At 28.6% G+C, this 13,478-nt stretch carries 14 protein-coding genes and 1 pseudogene; all 15 read right to left on the bottom strand.

Going from position 1 to position 13,478, the window contains the following annotated elements:
• Positions 1–190: 190 nt before the first annotated feature.
• The 15 genes and pseudogenes from AVBRAN9331_RS06285 to atpG all read right to left on the bottom strand — a co-directional run bounded on the left by AVBRAN9331_RS06285 (position 191) and on the right by atpG (position 13,476).
• Positions 191–2,254 (bottom strand): TonB-dependent receptor domain-containing protein, encoded by a 2,064-nt coding sequence (locus AVBRAN9331_RS06285; RefSeq protein ID WP_336612635.1) that lies wholly within the window; start codon positions 2,252–2,254, stop codon positions 191–193.
• A gap of 193 nt (positions 2,255–2,447) precedes the next feature.
• The gene (gene recO, locus AVBRAN9331_RS06280) at positions 2,448–3,059 is read right to left on the bottom strand and encodes a recombination protein RecO (RefSeq protein WP_336612634.1); all 612 of its coding nucleotides are present in this window, start codon (positions 3,057–3,059) and stop codon (positions 2,448–2,450) included.
• The gene (locus AVBRAN9331_RS06275; RefSeq protein ID WP_214117410.1) at positions 3,047–3,829 is read right to left on the bottom strand and encodes an ATP-binding protein; all 783 of its coding nucleotides are present in this window, start codon (positions 3,827–3,829) and stop codon (positions 3,047–3,049) included. Before AVBRAN9331_RS06275 ends, recO begins: the two co-directional genes overlap by 13 nt.
• Positions 3,815–4,495: pseudogene (locus tag AVBRAN9331_RS06270) on the bottom strand (5'-methylthioadenosine/adenosylhomocysteine nucleosidase); the annotation flags it as partial. The gene AVBRAN9331_RS06275 and the pseudogene AVBRAN9331_RS06270, both read right to left, overlap by 15 nt.
• Complete coding sequence (locus AVBRAN9331_RS06265) at positions 4,492–5,469, bottom strand: ACP S-malonyltransferase (protein ID WP_214117362.1); 978 nt, start codon at positions 5,467–5,469, stop codon at positions 4,492–4,494. The gene AVBRAN9331_RS06265 and the pseudogene AVBRAN9331_RS06270, both read right to left, overlap by 4 nt.
• Before the next feature lie 443 nt (positions 5,470–5,912).
• The gene (locus tag AVBRAN9331_RS06260; RefSeq protein ID WP_214117363.1) at positions 5,913–6,506 is read right to left on the bottom strand and encodes an FKBP-type peptidyl-prolyl cis-trans isomerase; all 594 of its coding nucleotides are present in this window, start codon (positions 6,504–6,506) and stop codon (positions 5,913–5,915) included.
• A gap of 15 nt (positions 6,507–6,521) precedes the next feature.
• Positions 6,522–7,364, bottom strand: a complete 843-nt coding sequence (locus tag AVBRAN9331_RS06255; RefSeq protein WP_214117364.1) for a tetratricopeptide repeat protein — start codon at positions 7,362–7,364, stop codon at positions 6,522–6,524.
• Positions 7,365–7,367: 3 nt separating this feature from the next.
• Positions 7,368–7,856: an OmpA family protein gene (locus AVBRAN9331_RS06250; protein ID WP_214117365.1), complete on the bottom strand. Its 489-nt coding sequence runs from the start codon at positions 7,854–7,856 to the stop codon at positions 7,368–7,370.
• Positions 7,857–7,916: 60 nt separating this feature from the next.
• On the bottom strand, positions 7,917–9,086 hold the full coding sequence (locus AVBRAN9331_RS06245; RefSeq protein ID WP_214117366.1) for a PD40 domain-containing protein: 1,170 nt from the start codon (positions 9,084–9,086) through the stop codon (positions 7,917–7,919).
• The gene (locus tag AVBRAN9331_RS06240; protein WP_214117367.1) at positions 9,083–9,910 is read right to left on the bottom strand and encodes a hypothetical protein; all 828 of its coding nucleotides are present in this window, start codon (positions 9,908–9,910) and stop codon (positions 9,083–9,085) included. Before AVBRAN9331_RS06240 ends, AVBRAN9331_RS06245 begins: the two co-directional genes overlap by 4 nt.
• Positions 9,907–10,299: a biopolymer transporter ExbD gene (locus AVBRAN9331_RS06235; protein WP_214117368.1), complete on the bottom strand. Its 393-nt coding sequence runs from the start codon at positions 10,297–10,299 to the stop codon at positions 9,907–9,909. The genes AVBRAN9331_RS06240 and AVBRAN9331_RS06235 overlap by 4 nt, the downstream gene beginning before the upstream one ends.
• Entirely contained in the window at positions 10,289–10,816 is a 528-nt protein-coding gene (locus AVBRAN9331_RS06230; protein WP_214117369.1) for a MotA/TolQ/ExbB proton channel family protein, read from the bottom strand. Before AVBRAN9331_RS06230 ends, AVBRAN9331_RS06235 begins: the two co-directional genes overlap by 11 nt.
• Complete coding sequence (atpC, locus tag AVBRAN9331_RS06225; protein ID WP_214117370.1) at positions 10,813–11,190, bottom strand: ATP synthase F1 subunit epsilon; 378 nt, start codon at positions 11,188–11,190, stop codon at positions 10,813–10,815. Before atpC ends, AVBRAN9331_RS06230 begins: the two co-directional genes overlap by 4 nt.
• 1 nt (position 11,191) lies before the next feature.
• On the bottom strand, positions 11,192–12,589 hold the full coding sequence (atpD, locus tag AVBRAN9331_RS06220; protein ID WP_214117371.1) for a F0F1 ATP synthase subunit beta: 1,398 nt from the start codon (positions 12,587–12,589) through the stop codon (positions 11,192–11,194).
• Positions 12,590–12,597: 8 nt separating this feature from the next.
• Positions 12,598–13,476, bottom strand: coding sequence for an ATP synthase F1 subunit gamma (gene atpG / locus AVBRAN9331_RS06215; RefSeq protein WP_214117372.1), 879 nt, complete (start codon positions 13,474–13,476; stop codon positions 12,598–12,600).
• Positions 13,477–13,478 lie beyond the last annotated feature (2 nt).

The following is a 13,478-nucleotide window of genomic DNA, read 5'->3' as shown; positions in this document are numbered from 1 at the left end:
ATCTTTACATTTATAATTTTTAATATCAATATTTTTAAAAAATATTAGCCTTTCAATACTAAATGCCAAAACTAAAAAGCTCATAAAAAATAATATCGCAAACACAAAATAATCTAAATATTCTTTTAAAAATTCCACATTTTCTCCTAATAATTGATATTCTAAAAAAGGCTAAAAAGCCTTTTTTAGTTTAGAATTTGTAACTAAAGCCTAGTTTTATATTTCTTCCTGCTTCATAGTCGTTTGCAGTCTCAACCCCAAATCTTCTTTGAGAATGTGAAACATAAGTTTTATCAAATAGATTGCCAACGCTTAAGTTTATTTCAAGATTTTGAGTAGGCATATAACTTGCATATATTTCGCTTACTCCATAACCTGCTTTTTTAGTTCCATCTTCTAAAGTCTTACCAGCAAAAGCTATTAGGTTATAACCAAATAATGTATCAATTGGACTAGCAAAATATTCAGCATTAAATGTATATTTATCCCCACTATCACTATATGCCATTACGCCACCAACTTTACTTTTGTCTTTATGTTTTGTTGTTTGATGAGTATAACTTGCACTAAATTTTAAATTCTCATAAGCATAAGAAGCATATAATTCAACCCCACGAACATTAGATTTACCCATATTCATACGATTGTAATTATTTGTAACATTTTGTCCGTTTTGAGTAGTTGTTACGCTTACATTTTCTTTAATTAAATTCTTATAATCAGTATAAAAATATTTAGCTACAAAATTAACATTATGTTCATTAAAGTTATTTTTATACCCAAATCCAGCTTCATAAGCATCACCTGTTTCAGGCTCTAAATTCTCATCAATATAATTTGTATTAAATGTATTTTCGCTAAGTCTTAAAGCTTCAATCGGATCAGGTCCTCTAAATACTTTTGAATACCCAGCAAATAAATTAATGCCGTTTTCTGCCTTATAATCAAGTGCTAATGCAGGGCTAAAATTATTAAATCCTTGAGTTTTCTTGCCAAAATTATCTATAGTAAATCTATCAAATCTAACTCCAGGAATTATGCTAAATCCACCAATTTGAATAGTATCTTGTAAAAATACTGATAGGTTGTTTGCTACTTCTTTAGGATGATTTTTAGTAGGAGTTACCGAAATTGCTCCATTTGTTGCATCTTTTAAACTTGAATGATTTTTTCTAAAGCTTGTAGTTTGATACCACTCAAGTCCATAAAATACTTCTTGATTAAAGCTAGTATTTTCAAATCTTGATTTATTGTTTAAATAAGCACCTGTGGTTTTTACCCCATCATTTGATAAAAATGCTTTACCACCTGATTTTTTAAACTCTGCATAATTTGGAACTTCATCTTTTATAAGCCTATGCTCTGTATGATAAACTCTAAATTCGCTATCAATTAATTCATTTGGATTGTAATTGTAATTAAAAGTATAGGTATCTCTTTGCATTTTTTGAGGCAAAATAGGTTGAGCTCTTTCTCCTGCTTTTAGCGTGCCTGTATCAAATGCCACCGAGCCACCAAACTCACCTCTAAATGGAAAATCACCATCATATTCAGTATGCTCATAGCTAAGACCTGCTTTATGCTCATCTTTTTCATAATTTACTTTAAATAAATAGCTTAAATCATGACCCTTACCACCAATATCATTGCCATTTCCATCTTTTCCGAAGCCATAATTTTTATGATTAATATATGCTAAAAGACCAAAATTATTATCAGTTTTACCATAAGCCATTACGCTTTTTTGCCATTCTTTATTATTAGTTGAATAGCCTGTTTTAAACTTACCACCAAAACTCTCATCACCTTCTAATAAATCAAATGCACTTGCAGTCTTAAACGCAACCGAACCACCTAAAGCACCTGAGTTATTAGCAACACTTAAAACACCCACACCAACATCAATAGCTTTTAATAAATCAACATCTAAAACTAAATCAGCCGAGTGATGAAAAATATTTCCACGCTGTCTTGCACCATCAATAGTAATATTAATACCCCTATCATTTACGCCACGCATATAAAGTTTTTGATTAAACTGATTTGTCCCTGCCACATAAACACCTGGAATATCACGCATAACATCTCTTATTGCACCTGCGTTTTTGTTTGAGATTTTTAGCGAATCAACATTAGAATATCCGATTGAACTAGCATTTACCTCAATAGTATCAAGATTAGCATTCTCATTAGCCAATAAGCCAACACCACCAAATAAGCATAAAGCCAAAGAAAGTTTTAAAGATTTTCTCAAAATATCTCCTTAATTGATAATAAAAATGATATTCTATAATATTTTTAGTTAATAACAAAAATAATTATCATAATATTTATAAGTTTTAAATAAATGATAGTTATATTGATAATAAATTTTATTTAAAATTCAAATTCATTGTAATATTGTCTAAGATTTTTAAAATAAAGAATTTAATTTAGCTTTTGTAGTTTTATAATTTTTTAGAAAATACTTCGTATAATAAATCTATTTCACTATCTTCAAATATAGCTGAATTTTTATTTTTTAGATAATCTTTCATCTTAATTTTATTGATACTTACACTCACTTTACAACCCCTACAATACATTAAAAATCCTTCTCCTAAAGAAAAAAAATCATTTAATTCTTTATTGCATTCCGTGCAAGTTTCACTAAAATAAAGCCTACCTTCATATTCAATCATCAAAGCATAAGCATCTAAAAATACTCTTTTATAATGTTGAGTTTTTAATCTATTAATTATTCTTAAACTTAAATCATAATAAAAACTTCCGCACTCTTGATTATCTTTTAAGTGCTCATACAAAAGCACACAAAAACTCTGCCAAGCCTTAATAATCTCATAATCATTCCAAGGCAAGGCTAATTGCATTGTTGAATGTAATTTTGGCAAAAATAAGGGCTGAATACTTAGCTCATAATCAATAATATTTCCGACTATTAAATGCGAGTGTCTAACTCCGTAAAATCTATAGCATTTTACTAATTCCTCGCTACTTAGGATAAAGACTATTAAATCTTTATCCTTAACGCTAAAGGTATTTAAAATTATTCCTTGCAATAATTAGCACCTTCGTTTGCAAAAAAAGTATCGTAATGAATGTTAAAAAAGGCATTTTCAAGGCTTTTAAATAATTTTGGATTTTGTGCTTCAAGACTTGCTAAAAGCTCTTTTGTTTCTGCTCTTGCGTGTGGCATTTTTACATCAAATCTCATAGCAGGACAAGCTTCATCACCTATTGTTTTAAGACCATTTTTGATAGCATTTTCTCTTAACATTCTTTCACGAACAAATATCAAAGGACGAATTACGGTAATTCCTTGTGCTGAAGTGAATTTCGCAGCAAGTGTTCTTAAAGCTCCATTATAAGTAAAATTCATAAAAAAGCTCTCAATAGCATCATCTAAATGGTGTCCTAAAGCTAATTTATTAAAGCCATTTTCCTTAGCATAAGTATATAAATATCCCCTTCTCATACGAGAGAAAAACGAGCAAAAGCTTGAATTTTGACGGATTTTTTCACTAGAAATCTCATAAATATTACTTTCAATTATTGTATGCTTTATGCCTAAAATCTTGCAATAATTACTTAGATATTTATAATCTTCGCCCATTCCATAGCTAAGCGTTACTGCTTCAAATTCAAACTTAAACGGGACTGCTCTTTGCATATGTTTAAGTAGCATTAGTAAGCTTAAGCTATCTTTTCCACCGCTAAGTCCTACTAAAACCTTATCGCCTTCTTCAATCAAATTAAACTTATCACAAGCTCTTGCTACTTCTTTAATAAGTCTTTTGCTAAGCTCATTTTTAAACAAATGTTCGCACATTTTTAAGACAAATCTAGCACTATTTTTAGCAGCTAGTTCTAAAAACTCATCAAAACTAACATCAGCATTTCCACCTGCATCATCACTAATTGCTCTTAATATAAAACAAGGCACATTAAGACTTTCGCAAACTAAAGCAACGCTTGCTCCTTCCATCTCAACCGCATCAGCATTAAAAGTATCTTTAATCCAATTTTTCTTAGTTTCATCGCAAATAAATTGGTCTGATGTCGCAATAATGCCGCTAACTACATTTAAATCAAGCTCTTTTGCTACTTTTTTAGCAATATTGTTTAATTTATCGCTTGTTTTTATAAAAACGCTAGTTTCAGGGACATAGCCAGGTTTGTGTCCGAATGCTGTTATATCTATATCGTGCTGCACTAATTCTTCTGCAATTAATAAATCCCCTATTTTTAAATTAGGATTAAGCGACCCTGCAACGCCTGTAAAAAGCAAACAATCAGCCTTATATTTTTCTATCATTACACTTGCACTTAGAGCTGAATTTACTTTGCCTATTTTTGAATAAGCAATAATTAGTTCATGACCTGCGTAATCAATGAAATAATAAGTATTATTTGCATATTTACTTTCTTTATAAGAATACTCATTTAAAATTGGCTCAATTTCTTCACGCATAGCACCTAAAATTGCTATTTTCATAGGTTTTCCTTAAATGTTTTTATAAAATTTTCAATATCTTCTAGGCTTTTTATACTAATGCTTGGTTTGTTTGTTATTTTTTTATTAAGTCCGCATAAAACACTGCTTCCAAATTCTATAAAACCATCAACGCTATTTTCTATACTTTTTATGCTTTGTTTATATAAAACAGGCTTAATAAGTTGCTCTTTTATAGCTAAAATGGCTTCATTTTTAGTACTATAAGGCTTTGTAAAAGCATTTGAGATTACTGGTATGAAATCATCATTAAATAACAATTCTTTTTCTAATTTATTAGCTGCACTTTGCATTAAAGGACAATGACTTGCTACGCTCATATTAAGTAGCATTGCTCTTTTTGCTCCAGCATTTTTAAAATCATCTATGCTATTTTCTAAATCTTTTTTAAGCCCAGCTACAACTATTTGACCATCGCAATTGTAATTTGCCGCATAGATTTGCTTATTTTCCTTATTTGCTTTAGCACAAATTTCTTCTACTAAATTATCATCTAAACCTAAAATAACCATCATAGAAGCAGGATTTTCGCTACTTGCACATTCTTGCATATATTTTCCACGCATATTTACTAGCTTTAAAGCATTTTTTAATTCAAGTGCATTATTTGCACATAAAGCCGAAAATTCTCCTAAAGAATGTCCTAAAGATGGAGTGTCTTCATAACTAATAAAAGGCTTTATATCATCTTTTTTTCTTAAAGAAATTCCATTTTCTTCTAATAATTTTTCAAATACTTTATAATACATAATGCTATTTAGTAATATTGCAGGTTGGGTAAATTCACTTATATCTAATCTATCATTTTTACTAAAAATTAATTCTTTAAAATCAATACCACAAAAACTACTAACTTCATCATAAGTTTTTCTTACAAACTCAAAATTATCAAATAATTCTTGACCCATAAAAGCACTTTGAGAACCTTGACCTGGGTATAAAAATGCGTAATTCATATTTTTCCTTTTTAATTTATTTTATTATCAAATCTTATAATACAAGTATTAAAATCTTTTAATTACAGCTATTATAAATCTTTTTTACATTTTGTATAATATTATAAAAATATAAATTCCATTATTAAAATAATAAACGAAGTTTAACTTGTAATACTAATACAATCTATATTTTTAATATTACAATTTTAGCACTTTTTTATGATTGAATTAAAAATCAAGTTAAAAATAATAAGTTTTGTATATTTATAACTTACGATTATATATTAAAGATTACTTGTAATTTGTGAATTTGATAGCAATAAATGTATTTTAAAGTTTTGACATAAAAAATAAAATTATAAAAATGATTAATTTTAAAAAACTGAATACTTTGAGTATATAATAAATATTAGTATAAGGCGAAATAAATCGCCTTAACAATTTTAGCTAAACCTTAGCTCTTAACCTCTGCAACAACCGCCGCCGTGATGATGGTGGTGATGATCATCTTCATCATCATGATGATGACCGCAACTTCCATCGCCTTTGCAACCACTATGTCCGTGATTTCCACATCCACATCCACCAGCTTGTGCTACTGCACCACTTTCTAATTCTTCAGGAGTAGCATCTCTTACTTCTTTAATATTTACAGTAAATAACAAATCTCTTCCTGCATAAGGATGATTGTAATCAATTACTACGCTACTATCTTTGATTTCTTTAACAACAACTCTAACTGTTGAACCATCTTCGTTTTCTCCGAATAATTCTAAGCCAACATTTAAATCAATGCCTGCGAATTGTTCTTTTGGTAATTCTTGAACCAAATTCTCATCATATTCTTGCCAAGCTTTATCTTTAGTGATTAAAATATCACTTTCATCACCCTCATTTAGTTTAGCAATTTCATCTTCTAAAGCCTCTAATACTTGATTTCTACCTAATAAAAATGAAATAGGATGAAAATCAGTATTATTTTCTAATACTTCATTAGTTTTTGCATCACGCAATATAAAATTAAGTGATACTACGCTGTCTTTTTTTATAGCCATTTTTAATCCTTTCTATTAATTTATACTTTTAGCTTCACTTGAATCTGGAAATTGTTTTTTAAGTGCTGCATAAAAATTATTTGCTTTTTCTGTTTCATTAATTGCCTTCAACGAATTTGCGGTATTTAATAAAATTAAAGGCATATTAGGAGCTTTTACCCCTTGATTATTATATAAATCTGAACTTGTTTTGTAATAATATATAGCATTTTTATAGTCTTTTTGTGCGTATGCAATTTGTCCTAAATAAAAATTACATTGTGCAGGTTTATGTTTTGCATTTGCTAATTCTTCAAAAATTTTTGCGGAATTTTCATAATCTTTACTATTATATAAACTTATAGCATTTGCCATTTTTTGAGCTGGAGTTTCATTTTTAGCTGCAACCTCATTTGCTACTACTTGCTGAGTTGTAGATTTTACAGCTTTATTCTCGCCCAAGCTACTAACTAAATTTGTTAATTCACTTAAAGCCTTTTTTAACTGATTAATGCTGTTTTTTTGATTTTTTAATTCTTGTTTTATTTCAGAAATATCTTTATCATAAATATCAAGTTTTTCTTTTGAAAACTTTTCTACTTCTAATAATTTACCTTCAAAATTATAAGTTTTGTTATTCAAATCATCAACTACACTTTGAATACCTTCAATTCTTTCTAAAGCCTTATTTGTTTTAAAATCAACACCAGTATAATCTTTACTAAGAGTTTCAACCTTTTTTTTGTTCTCTAATAAAACTTTTTCATTTTCTGTTAGCCCATAAGGCTCTTTAATATTTATATTACCTGCGTTAAAGGCTGAAGTTTCTGCGTAAATAATAGGGGCTAAAGCCCCTATAAAAAGTATTTGTTTTAGCATAAATTAAAACTGAACTTTTGTTTCTGCTCTACGATTTTGAGCATCGCATTCTTTTGTTTTATCATTACATACTGGGTTGTTTTCGCCATAGCTTTTAATTGTAATTCTTGAGCTGCTAACTCCTTGAGATTCTAAACCATCTTTAACAGCTTTAGCTCTTTTTAAACCTAAAGCTTGGTTATATTCTTCACTACCCCACTCGTCGCAGTTACCTTCAACAACAATATTTAAATCTTTACCATCTTGATTTAATAAACTTGCGTTATTTGATACTACGCCATACATATCTGAACGAATATCATATTTGTCAAAGTCAAAATATACTTTACCTAAAGAATTATTAATTCTTTCTAGTTTAGTATTAATATCTTCCTTAACATCTACATTCATATCTGGAGCAACCTCCACTTTTTTTGGAGCCTCAACTGTAGCCTTTTGACTACAACCAACAACTAAAGCTGCTAAAGCAACTGCATAAGCTAATTTTTTCATTTTTTTCCTTTCATAAAAAGTAATTGAAATTATAATTTCCAAAACTAAAAATTTATTTAATTACCAATCCAAAGTTGAAATTTTACCAACTTTTAGTGGGAAATGATACACTTTATTCTCATCAAGTCTTAAAATTCCTAAAGAACTTTGCATTCCTAATAATTTTATAAACATAATTGTCTTACCATCGCTACTAAAATTAGGGAAAATATTTCTACCATTTAATGTCAATTGTCTTACATATTGCGAATCAGTTGCCATAACATATAAGTTAAAATCTCCTGATTTTTCACGACTTGAATAAACTATATAATTATTATAAACACTAAAGGCAGAATTGTTTTTACCATGATAAACTAATTGAGTTGCATTAGTTTTATCAAGACCTTGTAAATATAAATTAGGATAAGAACTTCTATCGCTAACAAAAGCAAAACTATCACTACCTACAAATCTTGCACTAACATCTATTCCTTTATACATAGTAAGTCTTTTTGTATTTTTAGTATTTAAATCTAATAAAAATATTTCTGGTTGATCTTCTGTTGTTTTAGTAATTAATGCTTTAGTTCCATCTTTGCTAATATCACTAAGTGCTAACATACCAGAACCTTGAGTAATTAAAGTTTTTTGATTATTCAATAAATTATATTTATATATACTCAAAATATCTTTATTATAATCTGTATAATAAAATTCATTTTGATTGCTATTTGCCCATTTTGCAAATAAATTTAACCCACCTTGCATAATAATTTTTTGATAATTTAAAGTGTAATCTGCAATAAGAATTTGACTTTGCTTAGCAGCTATTTTTCTAGTAATTAAAATCTTTTTATTCATCCAGTCTAAATCTGCTAATTTTAAGTCCTTAAACATTTGTGAAATTGCTTTGTGAGATAAAAACACATAAGCACTTTTTGGATAAGTAAAAGTATTGTTATACTTAATTTCATTATTCATACCCTTAAGAGTTATGCTTAACTCATAATTATTTCCTACAGGATTTAAATTATAATTTAATTCATAATTTGCATTATTTTCATTAGTAATTTCAAATTTAGAACTTACTAAAACATCATTTTTAATTACCTTATCAAAATCAAAATTAACCAAACTACTTGTAGTTATTCTAATCTTAGGCAACACCTCTTGCTCGCTAACCACATCCATAATAATATCAGCAGTTAAGCATACTAAACTAAAACATAATAAAAATATCTTTTTCATTTTATCTCCTTGATACTTAATATAACCGAAAGCCTTAAACTACCACTATAATCTTGTTGATTTGGTGGAATTCCTAAATTTTTGTTTTGTTGATTAATAGTTTGTATAAAAATTCTTGCCTTTTGTCTTAAAGCAGAGCTTTCATTAAAACCATTATCTTTGATTTTTATTATACCATTTTTTGATATTGTAAAAGCTACTTCAAAAATTTCCTTATCATTAATATCTGAACTATTAGCAGTTACTAAACTCCAAACATTTTTCAAATACGCATTCACTCTACCAAAATATTCATCATAAATTCCAGAAACCTTAGCAGATGTTTGTGTAGTCTCTGAATTATTATTTGACTTAATTGTTGTATTAGCTAATTGTGATTGTATTTTTTTTAAAGCATCTAATTGTGATTGATTTAATTTATTTTCTTCTTGCTTAGTTTCCTTTTTTGGATTTTTTCTTTCACTTTTGCTAACTTTTAAATCCCCAAACAAACTACTTAAATCACTATCACTATCTTTACTATCAGTTTGTTGTTCTACTTTTTCATTTTGTTCAATTACTTTATTTTGATTATCTTTTGTAGCATTATCATTGCTTGTATTTTCTGGACTTTTATTTATTTTTTTTGCTACTTCTTTAGTATAGTCTTGTTTAACCTCGGCTGGAGTTTCAACATTATCTTCTACGAACAATATATCCACTTCACTATTGCCATATTTAATAACTTCTTCATTTTTAGCAAAAATATTTATTAGCAAAATAAATATTAATATAGTAAGCACATATATTAAACAAGATAATAAAAAAGCTTTTGATTTACTCATTTTGTTTGAAGTGAAATTTTTACAAATCCTGCTTTTGAAAAAGTTGATAATACTTGCATTAGCTTATCGTAACTTATATCTTTATCTCCAGATATATAAACTATTTTATCTTTATCAAATTGATTTTTAATTAAACTAAAATTATCAAAAAAAGCAATATAAGGATATTTTTTCTTATTTAAAACTACTTCATCTTTTGTAATACTTACAAAAATATCATCTTTTTTTGCTTTGCTAACACTTGATTTTGAGCCATTTGGTAAATTAATATTTTCATCATATTTTAAATTAGGAATTACTAGCATTAAAATTACCAATAACACTAACATAACATCAACTAAAGGAGTTATGTTTAACTCTGGGTCTTCGTGTAAAAAATCATTTTTCATCGCTAATAATCTTTATTTGACTCTCTAAAATATTTAAACATTCAAATACTTTTCGTTTCACAATTAAATGAAATGTATAAGCTAAAATAGCAGAAATAATCCCACTAGCAGTAGCTATTAAAGCATGACCAATTGGAGAAGCGATTTGAGTAATATCACCATTTCCATTTAAAGATATTAAAGTAAAGTATATTGAAACAACGGTTCCAAACAATCCTATAAAAGGCGAAGTAGTAGCAATAATACTAAGCCAAGTAAGGCCTTCGCTAAGATTTTTAGAAGCCTCATTATAATAAATCTCTAATTTTTTCATAGAACCTTCACAAGGTTTAAAATAAGCCTCAAAAGACAAATCTTGATTTTTTAATAACCTATCTAAAGTTCTTAATTCTTCTTGATAAAATTTAGAAATATTGCTTAAGCGATATAAAAAAATCGCTAAAGCAATAATAGAATAAAAACCTAAAATCCCAACTGCTAATAAAGTAGCTAAGTCAAAATCCGAAATCAAATTCATTTAGAATCCAGTCTTCCTAAAGTTGCGGCAAGGGTTGCTGAATTTGCACCTGCTGATTTTAATAATTCTTTAGCTTCTTCTAACTTTTTTTTGCTTATTGAATTATCATTACCACCTAGATAAACAGCACCTTGAGCTAAAATAACAACACTATTTTCATCAACTTTTACATGGCCTGAATCAATAGCTATAAGCTCCTTTGAACCATCATAATTTTCCACACTAATTACACCAGCTTGAAGCAAAGAAATTACAGAAGCGTGGTTTGGCAAAACACCAAACTCACCTTCACTTCCTGGCACTAACACTGATTTAACTTCTGAATTAAAGATTTCTCCGTGTGGAGTAACTATTTCTAAAGTTAATTTATCCATATTAAGCCTTTAATTTTTCTGCTTTCTTAATAGCCTCTTCAATATTTCCTACCATATAAAATGCGTTTTCAGGTAAGTCATCATATTTACCTTCTAATATACCTTTAAATCCAGCTATGGTTTCTTCAAGACTTATATATTTTCCAGGACTACCTGTGAAAACTTCAGCTACGAAGAATGGTTGTGATAGGAATTTCTCAATTTTTCTAGCTCTTTCAACAACTAATTTATCTTCTTCGCTAAGTTCATCCATACCTAAAATAGCTATGATATCTTGTAAATCTTTATATTTTTGAAGCACACTTTGAACTCCACGAGCTACTTTATAATGCTCTTCACCAATAATTTGTGGGTCAAGCATTCTTGAAGTTGAATCAAGTGGATCAACCGCAGGATAAATTCCTTTTTCAGCAATACTTCTATTTAAAACCGTTGTAGCATCTAGGTGGGCAAAAACAGTTGCAGGCGCTGGGTCTGTTAAGTCATCAGCAGGAACATAAACAGCTTGAACTGAAGTAATTGAACCTTTTTTAGTTGATGTAATTCTTTCTTGGAATTTACCCATTTCACTTGCTAAAGTTGGCTGATAACCAACAGCTGAAGGAATACGACCAAGTAAAGCTGACATTTCTGAACCTGATTGAGAAAATCTAAAGATATTATCAATAAACATTAAAACATCAAGTCCCATTTCATCTCTAAAATATTCAGCCATTGTAAGACCTGTTAAAGCGATACGATTTCTTGCCCCTGGTGGTTCATTCATTTGACCATAGCATAAAGCAACTTTATCTAAAACATTGCTTTCTTTCATTTCATTATAAAGGTCATTTCCTTCACGAGTTCTCTCACCAACACCAGCAAATACTGAATAACCACTATGTTTAAACGCAACATTGTGAATTAATTCCATAATAATAACTGTTTTACCAACACCAGCACCACCAAATAATCCTACTTTACCACCTTTTGCATAAGGAGCAAGTAAATCAACTACTTTAATACCAGTTTCAAATATTTCACTTTTTGTGCTTTGGTCTTCAAATTTAGGTGGTTCTCTATGAATAGCCCATTTTGTTTCATAATTTTCTGGAGCACCTTCATCAATTAAATCTCCAACCACATTGAAAATTCTTCCTAAAACTTTTTCCCCAACAGGAACACTAATTGGAGCACCTAAGCTAACAGCTTTAGTTCCTCTTACTAAACCATCAGTCATATCCATAGCAATAGTTCTCACACGGCCATCACCTAAATGTGCTGCTACTTCTAATATTAAACGAATTTGCTTACCTTCAACCTCATAATTTACTTCAATAGCTTCATTGATTTGTGGTAAATAATCGCTAAATTCAACATCTACAACAGGTCCTAATACCTGAGATATAAATCCTTGCATATATTCTCCTATTCTTTCATTGATTCAACACCACTGATAATTTCAATTAATTCAGTAGTTATGCTTTCTTGTCTTGCTTTATTATAAGCTAAATTAAGTTCTTTAACCCTTGCTTTAGCATTATTAGTTGCGTTATCCATTGCTTGCATTCTAGCACTATGTTCAGCTGCTAAACTATCTATCAATGAATAAAACATACTATATTCTATATATCTTTTTAGTAATTCTTCTAAAACTTCCTTTTCTTCAGGTTCAATTTCTAATAAAGAATTTGAATTAGTAATTTCAGAATTACTTGAATCTACAGGTAATAAATTACACACTGATAATTCTTGAGAAATCATATTTTTATAGCCATTATGAACTAATATTATCTTATCAGTTAATGCTTTTTCATAATCACTAATAGCTAAATTAATAATTTCTCTAGCTTTTTCATAATCAGGTGAAGAACTAACGCCTGTATATTTATCTAGTATTTCAATTTTTTGAAAATTAAAAAACTCAATACCAACTTTTCCTATAGCTCTTAATCTAGTTTTAATACCTTTTTCTTTATTTTCTTTAATAATTTTACTAACTTCTTTTAAAGTTTTTATATTAAAACCACCGCACAAACCTTTGTCCGAAGTAATAAATACAACATCCACAATCTTAATCTCATGCTTACCAAAAAATCTACTATCTTTAGCCATATCAAATTGATTTAGCTTAAATGAAATTTCTTGCATAACCTCTTGCAATTTACTTGCATATACTTTAGACTTCTTAGCAAGCTCTTCTGCTTTTTTTAATTTAGCAGTAGAAACTAATTTCATAGCATTAGTAGTCTTTTGAGTATTATGAACGCTCTTTATTTTTCTTTTTATCTCTTTTAAATTCGCCATTA

It is taken from the genome of Campylobacter sp. RM9331, assembly GCF_020137685.1.
GTDB lineage: Bacteria > Campylobacterota > Campylobacteria > Campylobacterales > Campylobacteraceae > Campylobacter_E.
This window is presented reverse-complemented; position numbering and strand designations above follow the sequence as displayed.

Excerpts from the sequence above, each read along its gene's own strand:
- AVBRAN9331_RS06250 (WP_214117365.1), bottom strand. The coding sequence starts at position 7,856 with ATGAAAAAATTAGCTTATGCAGTTGCTTTAGCAGCTTTAGTTGTTGGT.
- AVBRAN9331_RS06245 (WP_214117366.1), bottom strand. The coding sequence starts at position 9,086 with ATGAAAAAGATATTTTTATTATGTTTTAGTTTAGTATGCTTAACTGCT.
- AVBRAN9331_RS06230 (WP_214117369.1), bottom strand. The coding sequence starts at position 10,816 with ATGAATTTGATTTCGGATTTTGACTTAGCTACTTTATTAGCAGTTGGG.
- AVBRAN9331_RS06275 (WP_214117410.1), bottom strand. The coding sequence starts at position 3,829 with ATGTGCGAACATTTGTTTAAAAATGAGCTTAGCAAAAGACTTATTAAA.
- atpC (WP_214117370.1), bottom strand. The coding sequence starts at position 11,190 with ATGGATAAATTAACTTTAGAAATAGTTACTCCACACGGAGAAATCTTT.
- atpG (WP_214117372.1), bottom strand. The coding sequence starts at position 13,476 with ATGGCGAATTTAAAAGAGATAAAAAGAAAAATAAAGAGCGTTCATAAT.
- AVBRAN9331_RS06260 (WP_214117363.1), bottom strand. The coding sequence starts at position 6,506 with ATGGCTATAAAAAAAGACAGCGTAGTATCACTTAATTTTATATTGCGT.
- AVBRAN9331_RS06265 (WP_214117362.1), bottom strand. The coding sequence starts at position 5,469 with ATGAATTACGCATTTTTATACCCAGGTCAAGGTTCTCAAAGTGCTTTT.
- atpD (WP_214117371.1), bottom strand. The coding sequence starts at position 12,589 with ATGCAAGGATTTATATCTCAGGTATTAGGACCTGTTGTAGATGTTGAA.
- AVBRAN9331_RS06255 (WP_214117364.1), bottom strand. The coding sequence starts at position 7,364 with ATGCTAAAACAAATACTTTTTATAGGGGCTTTAGCCCCTATTATTTAC.
- AVBRAN9331_RS06235 (WP_214117368.1), bottom strand. The coding sequence starts at position 10,299 with ATGAAAAATGATTTTTTACACGAAGACCCAGAGTTAAACATAACTCCT.
- AVBRAN9331_RS06240 (WP_214117367.1), bottom strand. The coding sequence starts at position 9,910 with ATGAGTAAATCAAAAGCTTTTTTATTATCTTGTTTAATATATGTGCTT.